Source organism: Neorhizobium sp. T25_27, assembly GCF_002968565.1.
Taxonomy (GTDB): domain Bacteria; phylum Pseudomonadota; class Alphaproteobacteria; order Rhizobiales; family Rhizobiaceae; genus Neorhizobium; species Neorhizobium tomejilense.
On sequence record NZ_PVBJ01000019.1, the window covers coordinates 1 to 14,911 of the forward strand.

The window sequence follows — 14,911 nt, forward strand, 5'->3', positions numbered from 1 at the left end:
GCCTGTATATCGCGGCAAACGGGGGAGCAAAGCAGCTATCACCACCTCTCCTCCGCCAAACCCGCGAACCCTGCCATATTTAGCTCCCTAGCGCGCTCCAGCCCCAGCGGCTGGTGAGTCGCCGCCAGCACAATGCCACCGGCCGCCAGATGCGCATTGATCAGCTCCGTAAACGCCCCCTCCGCATTCACATCCAGCGCGGCCGTCGGCTCGTCGAGGATCCAGACCGGCCTATAAGCGACCAGCAGCTTGGCAAACGCCATGCGGCGCTGCTGGCCGGCGGAGAGGTAACCGAAGGGCAGATGAATGATGCCGCCAAGGCCGACGGTTTCGGCGGCCTCGGCCGGAGAGATACCTTTGCCGCCATCCACGTCGCCAAAGAAGCTCTTCCAGAAGGCAAGGTTCTCGGCAACCGTCAACTCCGCCTTCATCGCGTTGCGGTGGCCAAGATAATGGCAGGCTTCGGCGGCGCGCATTCCTGATTCGGAACTTTCGGATGTCCAGGCGACGCGGCCGGTTTCCGGATGCAGCAATCCGGCCACGACGCGCAGCAGCGTCGATTTCCCCGATCCGTTGCGGCCGGTCAGGACGAGGCTTTCACCGGCTCCGAGGTCAAAGGAGATATCCGTGAAAATCAGGTCTTCGCCGCGTCTTGCGCTCAAGTTTTCGGCCAAAAGCCGCATGCCGGAGACCTTCATTAAGATTTTAATCATCGCGATCCGAAAATTTATTCGGAATGGGCGCCAAGCGTCTGGAACCCTTCTTAGAAATTATCTATAAGCACTGCAACCACGCCAGCGGCCGGCGTGATTTCAATCTTCCGCCGGACCTGAAGATCCCAAAAAATCTTCTCGTGCGGACAGCGGAAATGGTCGTACCCGCATCCTGATGTGCATGAAGTGCATAGGCGTCCGCACGCGCGTGTTGGCTCTTTAATCAGCGGGGTTTATTCCGTGGCTAAATCTCTCGACAGTTTCAATTGTCGCTCCATCCTTACCGTAGGCGGTAAGGATTACGTTTACTACAGCCTTCCGAAGGCTGAGCAAAACGGCCTTGCCGGCGTTTCGAAGCTGCCCTTCTCCATGAAGGTGCTGCTCGAAAACCTGCTCCGCTTTGAAGACGGCCAGTCCGTCACCAAGGAACAGATCCTCACTGTTGCCGAATGGCTGAACAACAAGGGCCTCACGGAAGCGGAAATCGCTTACCGTCCGGCCCGCGTGCTGATGCAGGACTTCACCGGCGTTCCCGCCGTCGTCGATCTTGCCGCGATGCGTGACGCGATGGTGTCGCTCGGCGGCGATCCGGAAAAGATCAACCCGCTGGTTCCCGTCGATCTCGTGATCGACCACTCGGTCATCGTCGACGAATTCGGCACGCCGACCGCCTTTGCCAAGAACGTCGAGCTCGAATACGAGCGCAACGGCGAGCGTTACCGCTTCCTGAAGTGGGGCCAGCAGGCATTCAAGAATTTTCGCGTGGTTCCCCCGGGCACCGGCATCTGTCACCAGGTAAACCTGGAATATCTCGGCCAGACCGTGTGGACCAAGGAAGAGGATGGCGAAACGATCGCCTATCCGGATACCTGCGTGGGCACGGACTCGCACACCACGATGATCAACGGCCTCGGCGTTCTCGGCTGGGGCGTGGGAGGTATCGAAGCGGAAGCTTCCATGCTTGGCCAGCCGGTCTCGATGCTGCTGCCTGAAGTCATCGGCTTCAAGCTCACCGGCAAGCTCAAGGAAGGCGTCACCGCGACCGACCTGGTGCTGACCGTCGTGCAGATGCTGCGCAAGAAGGGCGTGGTTTCCAAGTTCGTCGAATTCTTCGGCCCGGGCATGGACAACATGCCGCTCGCCGACCGTGCGACGATCGGCAACATGGGCCCGGAATACGGCGCGACCTGCGGCTTCTTCCCCGTAGACGGCGAAACCATCAACTACCTGACCATGTCCGGTCGCACGCTCGAGCGGATCGCACTGGTCGAGGCCTATTCCAAGGTCCAGGGCATGTGGCGCGAAGGCGACGGTTCCGACCTCGTCTTCACCGATACGCTGGAACTCGACCTTAACGACGTCGTGCCGTCGATGGCCGGCCCGAAGCGTCCGGAAGGTCGCATTTCGCTCGACAAGATCGCCTCCGGCTTCGCCGGTTCGCTCGACACCGAATACAAGAAGCCCGGCCAGCTCGACAATCGTTACCCTGTCGAAGGCACGGATTTCGATCTCGGCCATGGCGACGTGGCAATTGCCGCGATCACCTCCTGCACCAACACCTCCAATCCGTCGGTGCTGATCGCTGCCGGCCTTCTTGCCCGCAATGCTGTTGCCAAGGGCCTGAAGTCCAAGCCGTGGGTCAAGACTTCGCTTGCACCGGGATCCCAGGTCGTCGGCGAATACCTTGCCAAGTCCGGCCTGCAGGTCGATCTCGACAAGCTCGGCTTCAACCTGGTCGGCTTCGGCTGCACGACCTGCATCGGCAATTCCGGCCCGCTGCCGGCGCCGATCTCGAAGACGATCAACGACAAGGGCCTGATCGCCGCCGGCGTGCTCTCGGGCAACCGTAACTTCGAAGGCCGGATCTCTCCGGACGTCCAGGCGAACTACCTCGCTTCGCCACCGCTCGTCGTTGCCTATGCGCTCGCCGGTTCGGTCCAGAAGGACCTGACCTCCGAGCCGCTCGGCGAAGACCAGAACGGCAACCCGGTCTTCCTCAAGGACATCTGGCCGACCTCGAAGGAAGTCCAGGAATTCATCCTGAAATACGTCACCCGCGAACTCTACGAAACCAAATATGCGGACGTGTTCAAGGGCGACGAGAACTGGCAGGCGGTCAAGATTCCCCCGGGCCAGACCTATGCCTGGGACGACGATTCGACCTATGTGCAGAACCCGCCCTATTTCGTCGGCATGGGCAAGACAGGCTCGGGCCTCAAGAACATCAAGGGCGCCCGCGTCCTCGGTCTCTTCGGCGACAAGATCACCACCGACCACATCTCGCCGGCCGGTTCGATCAAGGCCGCTTCGCCGGCCGGTGCATACCTGACGGGTCATGGCGTCGGCGTTGCGGACTTCAACCAGTACGGCACGCGCCGCGGCAATCATGAAGTGATGATGCGCGGCACGTTCGCCAACATCCGCATCCGTAACTACATGCTCGGCCCGAACGGCAAGGAAGGTGGCTACACCTTCCACTATCCGTCCAAGGAAGAGATGTCGATCTACGACGCGGCCATGAAGTACAGGGAAGAGGGCGTTCCGCTGGTCATCTTCGCCGGCGTCGAATACGGCAACGGTTCGTCACGCGACTGGGCCGCGAAGGGCACCAACCTGCTCGGCGTCAAGGCGGTCATCGCCCAGTCCTTCGAGCGTATCCACCGCTCGAACCTGGTCGGCATGGGCGTCGTTCCTTTCGTCTTCGAAGAGGGCACGACCTGGGCCAGCCTCGACCTCAAGGGCGACGAGACCGTCGAGATCCTCGGTCTCGAAGGCGACATCAAGCCGCGCGAATGGAAGACCGCCAAGATCACCTACGGCGACGGCACGGTGAAGGAAATCAACATCCTCTGCCGCATCGATACGCTCGACGAGGTCATCTACATGAACAATGGCGGCATTCTGCAGACCGTTCTGCGCGACCTCGCCGCCTAAGCGACAACAGCCAATCATCCGCCGGAGCGAAACCTCCGGCGGATTTCCTTGCCCATAGCCGATGTCCGCACAACTGTCGCCGGCGTGACATCGTCCTCCCCAAGGTCCCGCGCCCTTGACCGTCGTCATCCTCATCGGAATGGCCGTCACCGTTTTCCTGACATCGCTGCTTTCGGGAATTTTCGGCATGGCGGGCGGGCTGATCCTGCTCTGGATGCTGCTTTTCCTCTTTCCCGTCAGTACCGCGATCGCCATTCATGGCGTCATCCAGATGGTCTCGAACGGGTCGCGTGCCTGGTTCTCGCGCGCCTATATCGACTACCGCATTCTCGGCATCCTGGGCCTGGGTCTGGTCATCTCAAGCATCATCCTGCTGATCGTCGACTATCAGCCGGACCTGATCGTCGTGTCGATCGCTATCGGGCTGATGCCGATCCTGGTCTGGATGCCGGTATCGAAGCTGCGGCTCGACGCCTCGAAGCCGCTGCATGCACTGGCCTGCGGACTGATCGCCGGCGCGTTGACGGTCGGCGTCGGCGTATCGGGGCCGACGATCGATATCTTCTTCATCCGCACGACGATGGACCGTCGCAAGGTGATCGCCACCAAGGCGGCCGTACAGGTGGCCTCGCATGCCACGAAGGTGGTGTTCTACTGGAATGCGGCCTCGGAACTGCCGACCACCGAATGGATTGCGGTGCTGGTCGCGGCGCCGATCGCGATCCTCGGGGCGCGGGCCGGCAACGACATATTGCAGAAGATGACCGACCAGAATTTCCGCGCCTGGACGCGCTGGATCGTCACCGGCGTGGGTGCCGTTTATTTTACTCAAGGCCTGCTCAAACTGATTTGACCTCGGCGCGTTTTTCGCCAAGTTTGGCACCCGACGAAACGCATTCGGAAACCGATCAAATATCCGGTCTTCACCCCTTCGTGACTTTCTCTTGAGGGCGCCCGGTGGTTACTTTCCGCCATCCCGTGCGTTAGGCCCTTGATCGCCGCGAGCAATCGTGGATAACAGTTACCCTGATAAAAAGGTCTGCCACCCATGCCCTTTCGTTTTCGCTCCGTACTCCTTGTTGCGGGCCTGTTTTATGCGGGCACTGCATTTGCAGGAGAGGTCAGGGCGCCGAAGGGCGTGATCGAACTTTTTACCTCCCAAGGCTGCTCCTCCTGCCCGCCGGCCGACGCCGCTTTGGGTGAGTTGGTGGCGCAGGGAGACATGGTCGTACTTTCCTACCACGTCGATTACTGGAACTATCTCGGCTGGACCGATACGCTGAGCTCCAGGGAAAATACCGAGCGGCAATACGGCTATGCCAAGACGCTGGGGCGGAGCGGCGTCTACACGCCGCAGGCCGTCATCAACGGCCGCGATCACGTCAAGGGCACCGACCTCACGATCATCAACGACAAGGTGAAGGCACTCGGCCAGGCCGGCAAGGGGCTCGACGTCCCGGTCACCGCGGCGATGCGTGGCGACGAAATCGAGATCGAAATCGGCGATGGCAAGGGGCAGGCGGACGTCGTCGTCGCCTATTTCACGAAACGCCAGCTGGTGGATGTCACCAAGGGTGAAAACAGCGGCAAGACGATGGAATATTGGCACGCCGTCTACGACGTGCAGTCGGTCGGCACCTGGAACGGCCAGAGCATGAAGCTGACCCTGCCCGGCAAGCTGATGGGGAAGTCGAAGAAGGATGGTTGCGCGATCTTGCTGCAGACTTCCGGCCAAGGCGGCGAGCCAGCGGCAATTCTTGGCGCCACCGTGCTGATGGCAGGCCGTAAAAAATACTGACCGCGCGTGCGGTCTCTGGCCTGCCGTATTGTGCGTGAAACTGTTGTTGGCGGCCCGATCCAATAACATTGGGGGGCTGGGGGTAAGGGTCAATGCACCAGACCGGGCCATATGGCGCTGAAAACGGCGCCAACCAACGATGCCAATCTCGCTTCGAAATCGGGCACTCTTTTGTTCGAAATGGGGCAAGAATAAAATCGTGCGGTTCGTTTCCCGCAGGATTGCCGGGGTTGATTTTTACGGCCTCTCGGGCACACTGTCACAACTCTGACATGACGATTTGGGAGTCTTGATGACAGATCAGCCGGATTTGCCGGGGAGCCAGAGACCCCGGGACGCAGCCGTTGTCGTCGATCTCAGTGAATATCGGCAGAACCGCGATCCCGCACCGGTCACCTTCCACCGGCGTGAACTCGATGCGATCTTGAGGATCTACGGCCGAATGGTCGGCGAGGGAGAGTGGAAGGACTACGCGATCGACCACCTCAAGGACCGGGCCGTATTCTCCGTCTTCAAACGCTCTGGCGAAAGCCCGCTCTTCCGAATCGAGAAGAACCCGAAGCTCGCCGGCAAGCAGGGCGCCTACTCCGTGATGAACACCCATGGCATGATCATGAAGCGCGGTCATGAGCTGCCGCAGGTGCTCAAGGTGTTCGACAAGGTGCTGAAGCTGATCGACTGAGGCGGCGCCCTATTCGGTAAACAGCGAGCCGGGATAGACGCCGGGATCCGGATCGGTTTCATTGCCTTCGCCGAGCGAGACCTGCATCAGCACCGTATCCTGCCACTTTCCGTGCTTGAAGCCGGTGCCCTTCAGGGTGCCCGTCAGTTCGAAGCCGAGGCCGCGATGGAGCGCCACGGAGGCGGGGCTTGCACCGCCGATCACGGCGACCATCTGGCGGAAACCGAGCGCCTCGCAGCGCACCAGCAGTTCCTTGAGCAGCGCCTTTCCGACGCCCTTGCCGCGCGCTTCCGGCGCCAGGTAGATCGAGTCCTCGACCAGCCAGCGATAGGCGGGACGGGTCCGGAAGGCCGAGGCGTAGGCATAACCGAGCAGGGTGCCATCTTCCTGTTCCGCTGCGATATAGGGGTAACCCTTGGTCCGGATCGCCTCGAAACGGGCCGTCATCTCCGCCTGGTCGGGGGGCAAGATCTCATAGCTTGCGGTGCCGTTCAGCACGCTGTCGCGATAGATCTCGGTGATGGCGGGAAGATCGGCGGGGGAGGCGTCGCGGAGATGGAATGTCATTGAGATTTCAGGCCGTTGAAAGGGATCGCCAAGCCTATGCCGAGGCGCGAGGCCGGGCAATAAAAAAGGCGGCCCGGAGGCCGCCTTTTCCTATTCGAATTCCTCAAGATCAGTTGTTCCGGTTGCCCAGGAACTGGAGGAGGAACGTGAAGAGGTTGATGAAGTCGAGGTAGAGGGTCAGAGCGCCCATGATGGCCTTGCGGCCAGCAACCGCGACGTCGTCGCCGTCAAAGTACATTTCCTTGATCTTCTGCGTATCGTAGGCGGTAAGGCCTGCGAAGATCAGCACGCCGATGGCGGAGATCGCGAAGCCGAGTGCGGAAGACGCCAGGAAGATGTTGACGATCGAGGCGATGATCAGGCCGAACAGGCCCATGATCAGGAACGAGCCCATGCCGGACAGGCTTCTCTTCGTCGTGTAGCCGTAAAGCGACAGGGCGCCGAAGGAGGCCGCCGTGATGAAGAACGTCTGCACGATGCTTTGCGACGTGTAGATGAGGAAGATCGACGACAGCGAAAGGCCCATCAGGGCCGCGTAGCCCCAGAAAGTGGCCTGTGCCGCGCCGACGCTCATCTTATGAACGCGGAAGCTCAGGAAGAACACCACCGCGAGCGGCGCGAGCATGACGACCCAACGAAGCGGCGAGCCGTAGATCGCAGCGCCGAGGCTGGTCAGCAGGATGCCGTTCGGAAGCCGGGCGACAGCTGCAGCCGCATCCGTCGTCGTTGCGAGGGCCGAGATACCATAGGCGGCGATACCGGTGATAGCCAAGCCGACAGCCATCAGGTTGTAGACCTTGAGCATGTAGGCGCGCAGGCCTTCATCGATCATCGCGCCGGACTGGGCGCGACCCTGCGCCGCCCGGGTCTGGTAGTTGTTAAAGTCAGCCATTGTTTCCTCTTTAAGCTCCGGAATTATTCACGGTGTCGGGCCCCCTTTTTTACGGACCCAGGCGCCGCTGCGGAGCTCCAGCAAGCCTGCGCATAAATATGATGCGAGATCGTTTCACATACAAGAGGTGTGACAAGCGAAAAACGCAAGCTATCGGGGCTCTTTAGCAACCTATGGGACGCTCTGACGGGAATTTGATCAGAGAGTTAACGGGAAATACTACCTGTGGGCGAATTAGAGCTCGCGCAGCACTGGCGCGGCCTTCTGCCCTAATATGCGCCATGTGCCGGCGAGGCCAATTCCGACGGTCAAAACCAGAGAAACGGCGAGCGTCAGCACTGCAATGTCGGGCAGGAAGACCGACTGAAGCCGCATGATCCGGCTGACCACGAACCATGCGGAGAGGCCGCCGGCGAGAAGCGCGAAGAGCGCCGTCGCCGTTCCGAGGATCATGTATTCGTAGCTGAAGGCGCGCATCAGCATGCTGCGCGTGCCGCCGAGCGTTTTCAGGATGACGGCGTCATGGGTACGGGCCCGGTTGCCGGCCGCCAGCGCACCGGCAAGCACCAGCACGGAGGCGATCAGCGCAACGGCGGCCGCGGCCCGGATCGCGGCCGCAAGCTGGCCGACGAGCTGGTCGACGATATCGATCGCGTCCTTGACCCGGACGCTGGTGATGGTCGGATAGGCGTTGGTGACCGCACGCAGGATCGAGGCCTCCTGCTGGGCGGTGGCCTTGGGATCGCTGAGCGTCGCGAGCCAGGCATGCGGCGCGCCGCGGAAGGTGTTGGGCGAAAAGACCATCACGAAGTTGATCGAGAGAGATTCCCACTGAACCTTGCGGAAATTGGCGATGCGGGCGGTGATATTGCGGCCGAGCACGTTGACGGTGACGGTGTCGCCGATCTTCAGGCCGAGTTCGCCGGCTTCTTCCGCCGAGAAGGAGACCAGCGGTTCGCCGGTATAGTCGGCGGCCCACCATTGTCCCGCCGTCAGCGCGGAGTTGGAAGGAAGCTTCTCCTCGTAGGTGATGCCGCGGTCGCCGCGCAACACCCAGCGGCCGGCGGGCGGGACGTTCATCTGGGTCACGTCCTGGCCGTTGAAGGCGAGAATTCTTCCGCGCAGCATCGGCACCTGGGTGATCGCACCCTCCGGCGCCTGTTGTTTCAGGATGTTGACGAAACCCTCGCGCTCCGGTCCCTGGATGTCGACGAAGAAGAAATTCGGCGCCTGCTGGGCGATGCTGCCGGTGAGCTGGCGACGCATGTTGCCGTCGATCAGGGCGAGCGTCACGAGGAGCGCAAGGCCGAGGCCGAGCGACAGCACGACCGACGGCGTCAGCGCGCCCGGCCGGTGGATATTGCCGATCGCCAGCCGCAGCGCCGGCGAATTGACCCGCGGGCTTCGTTTGGCAAGTGCGGCGATCAGGGCTGCCACGAGGCGCAAAAGCACGAACGCGCCGGCGACGGCGGCGAGGAAAACGGAGGCGATGAAGCGCTCTTCCGCAGAGACGATCGCAAGTGCCGCCAGGGCCGCAAGCGCCAGGCCGGCCGCAAGAAGATAGGGCCAGGAGGGAAGGCGGGTATTGTCGAAGCTTTGTTCCCGGAAAAGCGCGGTCGCCGGAACTTCGCGGGCATGGCCGAGCGGCAGAACCGCGAAGGCGAAGGTGATCAGGATGCCGAACAGCGCGGCAAGCGCCAACGCCGAGGGGTAGAAGGTGACTTCTTTCGGAACCGGTAGCACGCCTTCGAGGAATTGCAGCGCCACGAAGGGCGAGACGGCGCCGATGACGAGACCGATCAGGATGCCAATGACTGCAAGCAGCATGATCTGGATGAGATAGATCATCGTCACGACCGAGGCCGGCGCGCCCAGGCATTTGAAGGTGGCGATCGTGGTGCGCTTGGCATCGAGGAAGGCGCGCACCGCATTGGCGACGCCGACGCCGCCGACGATCAGTGCCGTCAGACCAACGAGCGTCAGGAATTGCGAGAAGCGGTCGACGTTTTCGGTGAGCGAAGGGGCGGCACGGTCGCTGGTGCGGACCGACCAGCCGGCGCTCGGGAACTCGCGATTGGCGCGGGCGGCGAGCGTCGAGCGGATCGCCGGGTCGTCGAGCCGCACCTTGTAGGCATGTTCGACGAGGCTGCCGGTGGTGATCAGGCCGGAGGCCGCGAGTGCCTCACGGCTGACGATCAGGCGCGGCGCAAAGCCGAAACCGTCAGAAAGCGCGTCGGGCTCGGCGGTGATCGTGCCGCGCAATGTCAGCCGGGCATTGCCGAGCAGAAGCTGGTCGCCGTCCTTGAGGCCAAGGCGTTCCAGCAGAAGCGGGGCCGCGAGCGCGCCAAACGTCTCTCCCTGCTTGCCAAGCAGGTCGGGCAGCGGTGCGGAAGGTTCGGCGCCGAAACTGCCGTAGAGCGGATAGGCGTCGTCCACCGCCTTGACCTCGACCAGCGCCTGCTCGGAACCGTCAGGCTTGCGGGCCATGGAGCGCAGGCTGGTGGACAGGGAGACCTTGCCGAGGCTGGTGAGGAACGCGCGTTCCTGGTCGGTGGCTTCGCGGTTGTTCAGTTCGAAACGGATGTCGCCGGCAAGAATTTCCTGGCCCTGGGAGGCGATGGCCCCGGTGATCGCCCGCGATACCGAATTGACGGCCGCGATCGCCCCGGTGCCGAGCGCGATACAGGCGAGGAAGATGTAGAAGCCGGCAAGGCCGCCCCGCATTTCGCGCAGCGCCAGGCGGAAGGAAATCGAGAGGCGCGGAAAGGCCGGCCTCATGCGGAGACCGCCTGGACGGTTGCGTGGGCGCTTTCGCTGTCGCCGACGATCTCGCCGGAGCGGACGCGGATCTGGCGCGAGCAGCGGGCGGCAAGCGCATTGTCATGGGTGACGAGCAGCATGGTCATGCCGCGCTCCGCCTGTTTCGAAAATAAGAGGTCGGCGATCTGCCGGCCGGTCTCGGTGTCGAGATTGCCGGTCGGTTCGTCGGCGATCAGCACGGAGGGCGAGGGGGCGAGGGCGCGGGCAATCGCCACGCGCTGCTGCTCGCCGCCGGAAAGCTGGCCCGGATAGTGGCTCAGCCGCTCGCCGAGGCCGACGGCGGTCAGTTCCCGCCTGGCGATCTCGAAGGCATCCCTGACATTGGCGAGTTCGAGCGGAACGGCCACGTTTTCGAGCGCCGTCATGTTGGCGATCAGGTGGAAGGACTGGAAGACGATGCCGATATTGCGACCGCGGAAATCGGCGAGCCTGTCTTCGGAAAGTGCGTGAAGGGGAGCGCCGTTGATGACGATCTCGCCGCTGTCCAGCCGTTCGAGGCCAGCCAGAACCATCAGCAGCGTCGACTTGCCGGAGCCCGAAGGCCCGACGATGCCGACGGCCTCGCCGGCCCGGATTTCGAGGTCGATCTGCTTCAGCACATGCACCGAGGCTGCCGCGCTGCCCAGGGTCAGATCGGCTTTCTTCAGTGTGATGATGGTTTTAGTCAAATCGAACCGTCCTATATTAGGCGTGAAGCGTAACCCGAGTACCGCATTGCGGTCGCGCTCAATCTAGGAGACGGATCGTGAGTTTTAAAGCAAGCCTGCTTCACTTCATCGTCATGTCCGTGCTGGGTCTGGCCGCATTGCCGGCCGCCGCGCAGGATAGGACGATCCAGATCGTCGGTTTCGGCGACAGCCTGATGGCGGGCTACCAGCTTGCGCCTTCCGAATCCTACACGGCACAGCTCGAGGCGGCGTTGAAAGCCGCGGGCCAGAATGTCGTGGTCGCCAATGCCGGCGTGTCCGGGGATACGACGGCCGGCGGGCTTTCGCGCATCGACTGGTCGGTGCCCGACGGCACGGACGGCGTGATCCTCGAGCTCGGCGCCAACGACGCGCTGCGTGGCATCTCCCCGGACCAGTCGGAAAAAAATCTCGATGCGATCCTGGCGCGGCTGAAGGAACGGAAGATCCCGGTCTTCCTGATCGGCATCCTGGCGCCGCCGAACATGGGCGGCAATTACGCTGAAAAGTTCAACCCGATCTACAAGCGGCTGGCCGGCAAATATGCGGTGCCGCTCTATCCGTTCTTCCTTGATGGGGTCACGACGATTTCCAGCCTGCAGCTCTCGGACGGCATGCATCCGAACGCCAAAGGGGTGGCCGTGATGGTCGAAAAGACCGTTGGACCTGTCAAAAGCTTCCTGGGGGCTATTAAGGATAAGGGAAAATAACACCTTGCGCGGAACTCCGTTGCATGATTCGCTGTTAGCATCTGCAAAAGATTCGAGGAGGTCCCTATGCCGAGACTTTTCACCGCCCTCGAAGTTCCGCGCAATGTAGCGATGAGCCTGTCTCTCCTGCGCGGCGGGATCCCCGGTGCCCGGTGGATCGACGTGGAGAATTATCACATCACGCTGCGCTTCATCGGCGATGTCGACGGCCGCACCGCCGACGAGATCGTCGACCGGCTGGACCGCATCGACCGGCCGGAATTCCAGGCGACGCTGACCGGGATCGGCTCCTTCGGGTCGAAAAAGCCGCATTCCATCTGGGCCGGCGTTTCGCCCTCCCCGGAAATATATGCGCTGCAGGCGGAGATAGAACGGATCTGCCAGCGCATCGGCCTGCCGCCGGATCCCCGCAAGTTCACCCCGCATGTGACGCTGGCACGGCTCAAGAATTGCCGGCTGGACGATGTGGTCCACTACCTTTCCGGCCGCGGCAACTTCTATACGGCGCCCTTCACGGTGCCCCGTTTCGTGCTGCTGTCGTCGAAGGAATCGGTCGGCGGCGGGCCCTATCTGACGGAGGAAATCTTCCCGCTGCAGGAGACGAGCTACGGCACTGCCTATGCTGGCGACATGGAGCCGGCTAAAAGCCTCCTTTGACCCGAAGCAGCCCCTTTTTCCGAAGGAGCGTTGGACGATGAACTACGAAAAGCTGGATACGGCGGGCGTCGAGCGCGAGTTCGCGACACTTGACGGCTGGGATCTGAAGCCGGAAGGCGATGCGATCTTCAAGAGCTTCAAGTTCAAGACCTTCATCGAGGCCTTCGGTTTCATGGCCGAATGCGCGCTGTCCGCCGAGAAACTCAACCACCACCCGGAATGGTCGAACGTCTATTCGCGGGTCGACGTGCTGCTGACCACCCATGCGACCAAGGGGCTGACCGACATCGACTTCAAGCTTGCCCGGGCAATGGACAAGGCATCCTCGCGCCGCAATTGAACTTCATGGTCGAGAGCCCAATATTGGATGGGCACACGTTGAGCGAACGGAGCGACCATGGACGACGTGAAGATCGGCGAAATTCTGCTGCCGGGTGACGAGGATACGCAAGGCCGCCGCGAGCGGCAGGTCCGGACAAAGTTTTGGCCGACCCTGAAGCGGGCCGTCCGGCAGGTGCCATTCAGCCGTGACCTGATCGCCGCCTATTATTGCGCCATCGACCGCCGGACGCCGACTCGGGTGCGGGGAGTGCTGCTTGCGGCGCTTGCCTATTTCGTGATGCCGATCGATTTCCTGCCGGACATGTTCGTTCTTGTCGGCTTCACCGACGATGTCGCGGTGCTCGCGGCAGCCTTCCGGATGATCCAGGGGCATATTGCCGACCGCCATTACGAGGCTGCCGATCTGGCGCTCGCGGACAATCCGGACATCGCCGACGGCGTCCGCGGCAAATAGTCTCAAGGGGCGTTATCCCTCCGAAGGATCGTCGAGAACTCGTCGCAAGCGCTCGAAAGCGAGCCGGATTCGCGACTTCACCGTGCCGAGCGGAAGACCCGTGGACGAGGCGATTTCCGAATGGGACTGGCCGAGGAAGAAGGCCGCCCTCACCAGTTCCATCTGTTCGCCGGGGATATCGGCAAGGGCTGCGCGCACCTGGGCATCGCGTTCCTCGCCTTCGAAAATCGTATCGGCTCCCGGCGCCTCGGTCACGAAGAACAGGGGTTCGTAGACGTCCAGCGGCCTGTGCCTCGTCCGGCGTTCCGCGTCGATGCGGCGGTTGCGGGCGATACGGAAAAGCCAGGTGGACAAGGAAGATCGGGCCGGATCGTAGAGGCCGGCGCGGTGCCAGAGAACGGCCATCACTTCCTGGACGAGTTCCTCCGCGTCGTCGGGTCGCATCGACCGTTTCACCAGCCAGGATTTCAGACGCGGCGCATAATAATCGAACAGCACGGTAAAGGCTGCCTGATCGCGCTCATCGGCCACTGCCCTTACCAAGCCGGCGAAGTGGTCTCTTTCGTCTACATTCATTTACGCTGCGCAAAGTTTCCGATGAGATTCGCATCATATTCGACCATTCTAATGTCATTGTGAGAGTTAGGAAAAGGACAAACTCTTGCCCCAATCCTTGTGTCACTGATTGACGAAACGCATGGAAATTCTGCTGGTTGGGTCTTTGGAGGCATGGCGGTGAGTGCTATTCCTACCATCCAAGGGCCGGGGCAGGAGATTCAGCAAATTCTAATGGTCTGGTTGACGGTTTGGTAACCAGGATCAAGTCAAAATGCGCCGAATCAGGATCATGCCTGGCAAGGCTTGCCCGCTCGGGCCGTTGAACGAACAAAACCGGCAGGAGACCATGTCTGTAAGAACAATCGCAACCGCATTGGCAATTTTGGCTGCAAGCGCCGGCCTGGCATCGGCTCAGGCGCCGAAGGCTACTGGTCCGGCCAAGCCGCAGCAGGCCCAGGCACCGGCAGCAGCGGCCGCAGGTCCCACCCGCATCCAGCAATTCAAGGCATGGGGCGCCTATTCCTACAAGTCGGGCGCCAGCAATGTCTGTTACGTGCTTTCGGTGCCGACCACCAAGGAACCGGCCAGCGTCGATCACGGCGATATCTTCTTCATCGTCTCGCAGCGGCCCGGACAGAACATTTCCTACGAGCCGCAGGCGATGGTGGGATACGTGCTGCAGCCGAATTCCAAGGTGACCGTGACGATCGACAAGAAGAACTTCACGATGTTCACCAAGGACAAGGCGGCCTGGGTCGAGAACGCCGCCGAGGAGCCGGCGCTCGTCGCAGCGATGAAGACCGGTCAAAACATGAGCGTCAGCGCCGTTTCCGGCCGTGGCACCAAGACCTCCTATGCCTATTCGCTGCAGGGCATTGCGGCAGCGCTGAAGCAGATCGAAACCTGCAAGTAAGCGTCCGCGCGCAGCAAGAGTTGGAAGGCCGGTCCCGTGACCGGCCTTTTGCATTTCTTGAAGAATAGTGACGCGGCGGCTATTTGATGATAAAGCCCGCCTCAACGAAGGTCCGGCACATGTGCCCGATGGGCCGATACAGGTTTCACGCATTCAACATGCCCTGACTTTCCCGCTGATCGAAT

15 protein-coding genes are annotated in these 14,911 nt (G+C 61.7%); 9 read left to right on the forward strand and 6 right to left on the reverse strand.

The features are described 5' to 3' along the window. Nucleotides 1–38 precede the first annotated feature (38 nt). Entirely contained in the window at nucleotides 39–683 is a 645-nt protein-coding gene (ccmA, locus tag C5J24_RS30320; RefSeq protein ID WP_105423418.1) for a heme ABC exporter ATP-binding protein CcmA, read from the reverse strand. Nucleotides 684–953: 270 nt separating this feature from the next. On the opposite strand from ccmA, the gene acnA reads away from it, so the two are divergent. The 4 genes from acnA to C5J24_RS30340 all read left to right on the forward strand — a co-directional run bounded on the left by acnA (nucleotide 954) and on the right by C5J24_RS30340 (nucleotide 6,127). Next, the gene (acnA, locus tag C5J24_RS30325) at nucleotides 954–3,647 is read left to right on the forward strand and encodes an aconitate hydratase AcnA (RefSeq protein WP_105404546.1); all 2,694 of its coding nucleotides are present in this window, start codon (nucleotides 954–956) and stop codon (nucleotides 3,645–3,647) included. Nucleotides 3,648–3,762: 115 nt separating this feature from the next. Then, nucleotides 3,763–4,500, forward strand: a complete 738-nt coding sequence (locus C5J24_RS30330) for a sulfite exporter TauE/SafE family protein (protein WP_205836993.1) — start codon at nucleotides 3,763–3,765, stop codon at nucleotides 4,498–4,500. Between the two features lie 195 nt (nucleotides 4,501–4,695). After that, nucleotides 4,696–5,445 carry a thioredoxin family protein gene (locus C5J24_RS30335; RefSeq protein ID WP_105423381.1) on the forward strand — a complete coding sequence of 250 codons (750 nt, stop codon included), beginning with the start codon at nucleotides 4,696–4,698 and terminating at the stop codon, nucleotides 5,443–5,445. Between the two features lie 292 nt (nucleotides 5,446–5,737). Next, nucleotides 5,738–6,127 (forward strand): DUF2794 domain-containing protein, encoded by a 390-nt coding sequence (locus C5J24_RS30340; protein ID WP_046631850.1) that lies wholly within the window; start codon nucleotides 5,738–5,740, stop codon nucleotides 6,125–6,127. 9 nt (nucleotides 6,128–6,136) lie between these two features. Here C5J24_RS30340 and C5J24_RS30345 read toward each other — a convergent pair whose 3' ends face one another. The 4 genes from C5J24_RS30345 to C5J24_RS30360 all read right to left on the reverse strand — a co-directional run bounded on the left by C5J24_RS30345 (nucleotide 6,137) and on the right by C5J24_RS30360 (nucleotide 11,074). Beyond that, on the reverse strand, nucleotides 6,137–6,694 hold the full coding sequence (locus tag C5J24_RS30345) for a GNAT family N-acetyltransferase (RefSeq protein WP_105423383.1): 558 nt from the start codon (nucleotides 6,692–6,694) through the stop codon (nucleotides 6,137–6,139). Between the two features lie 109 nt (nucleotides 6,695–6,803). Beyond that, a complete protein-coding gene (locus C5J24_RS30350; RefSeq protein ID WP_037081483.1) occupies nucleotides 6,804–7,586 on the reverse strand; it encodes a Bax inhibitor-1/YccA family protein in 783 nt (260 codons plus the stop codon). Between the two features lie 234 nt (nucleotides 7,587–7,820). Then, nucleotides 7,821–10,364, reverse strand: a complete 2,544-nt coding sequence (locus C5J24_RS30355) for an ABC transporter permease (RefSeq protein ID WP_105423385.1) — start codon at nucleotides 10,362–10,364, stop codon at nucleotides 7,821–7,823. Beyond that, nucleotides 10,361–11,074 carry an ABC transporter ATP-binding protein gene (locus C5J24_RS30360; RefSeq protein ID WP_046665109.1) on the reverse strand — a complete coding sequence of 238 codons (714 nt, stop codon included), beginning with the start codon at nucleotides 11,072–11,074 and terminating at the stop codon, nucleotides 10,361–10,363. The genes C5J24_RS30355 and C5J24_RS30360 overlap by 4 nt, the downstream gene beginning before the upstream one ends. A 77-nt stretch (nucleotides 11,075–11,151) precedes the next feature. On the opposite strand from C5J24_RS30360, the gene C5J24_RS30365 reads away from it, so the two are divergent. From C5J24_RS30365 to C5J24_RS30380, 4 genes are all read left to right on the forward strand, one after another. Continuing rightward, nucleotides 11,152–11,802 carry an arylesterase gene (locus C5J24_RS30365; RefSeq protein WP_105423387.1) on the forward strand — a complete coding sequence of 217 codons (651 nt, stop codon included), beginning with the start codon at nucleotides 11,152–11,154 and terminating at the stop codon, nucleotides 11,800–11,802. A 66-nt stretch (nucleotides 11,803–11,868) separates the two neighbouring features. Continuing rightward, the gene (gene thpR, locus C5J24_RS30370) at nucleotides 11,869–12,459 is read left to right on the forward strand and encodes an RNA 2',3'-cyclic phosphodiesterase (RefSeq protein WP_105404554.1); all 591 of its coding nucleotides are present in this window, start codon (nucleotides 11,869–11,871) and stop codon (nucleotides 12,457–12,459) included. A 37-nt stretch (nucleotides 12,460–12,496) separates the two neighbouring features. Continuing rightward, a complete protein-coding gene (locus C5J24_RS30375) occupies nucleotides 12,497–12,799 on the forward strand; it encodes a 4a-hydroxytetrahydrobiopterin dehydratase (RefSeq protein WP_046631864.1) in 303 nt (100 codons plus the stop codon). Nucleotides 12,800–12,856: 57 nt separating this feature from the next. Next, nucleotides 12,857–13,255, forward strand: coding sequence for a YkvA family protein (locus C5J24_RS30380; RefSeq protein ID WP_046665105.1), 399 nt, complete (start codon nucleotides 12,857–12,859; stop codon nucleotides 13,253–13,255). 12 nt (nucleotides 13,256–13,267) lie between these two features. Here C5J24_RS30380 and C5J24_RS30385 read toward each other — a convergent pair whose 3' ends face one another. Continuing rightward, nucleotides 13,268–13,831 (reverse strand): sigma-70 family RNA polymerase sigma factor, encoded by a 564-nt coding sequence (locus C5J24_RS30385; protein ID WP_105404555.1) that lies wholly within the window; start codon nucleotides 13,829–13,831, stop codon nucleotides 13,268–13,270. Between the two features lie 328 nt (nucleotides 13,832–14,159). Here C5J24_RS30385 and C5J24_RS30390 point away from each other — a divergent pair, with 328 nt between their 5' ends. After that, entirely contained in the window at nucleotides 14,160–14,726 is a 567-nt protein-coding gene (locus tag C5J24_RS30390) for an invasion associated locus B family protein (protein ID WP_080955221.1), read from the forward strand. Nucleotides 14,727–14,911 lie beyond the last annotated feature (185 nt).

Coding starts and splice junctions, on each gene's coding strand:
- C5J24_RS30340 (WP_046631850.1), top strand. CDS start 5,738: ATGACAGATCAGCCGGATTTGCCGGGGAGCCAGAGACCCCGGGACGCA.
- C5J24_RS30375 (WP_046631864.1), top strand. CDS start 12,497: ATGAACTACGAAAAGCTGGATACGGCGGGCGTCGAGCGCGAGTTCGCG.
- C5J24_RS30385 (WP_105404555.1), bottom strand. CDS start 13,831: ATGAATGTAGACGAAAGAGACCACTTCGCCGGCTTGGTAAGGGCAGTG.
- thpR (WP_105404554.1), top strand. CDS start 11,869: ATGCCGAGACTTTTCACCGCCCTCGAAGTTCCGCGCAATGTAGCGATG.
- ccmA (WP_105423418.1), bottom strand. CDS start 683: ATGCGGCTTTTGGCCGAAAACTTGAGCGCAAGACGCGGCGAAGACCTG.
- C5J24_RS30345 (WP_105423383.1), bottom strand. CDS start 6,694: ATGACATTCCATCTCCGCGACGCCTCCCCCGCCGATCTTCCCGCCATC.
- C5J24_RS30390 (WP_080955221.1), top strand. CDS start 14,160: ATGTCTGTAAGAACAATCGCAACCGCATTGGCAATTTTGGCTGCAAGC.
- C5J24_RS30350 (WP_037081483.1), bottom strand. CDS start 7,586: ATGGCTGACTTTAACAACTACCAGACCCGGGCGGCGCAGGGTCGCGCC.
- C5J24_RS30380 (WP_046665105.1), top strand. CDS start 12,857: ATGGACGACGTGAAGATCGGCGAAATTCTGCTGCCGGGTGACGAGGAT.
- C5J24_RS30355 (WP_105423385.1), bottom strand. CDS start 10,364: ATGAGGCCGGCCTTTCCGCGCCTCTCGATTTCCTTCCGCCTGGCGCTG.
- C5J24_RS30335 (WP_105423381.1), top strand. CDS start 4,696: ATGCCCTTTCGTTTTCGCTCCGTACTCCTTGTTGCGGGCCTGTTTTAT.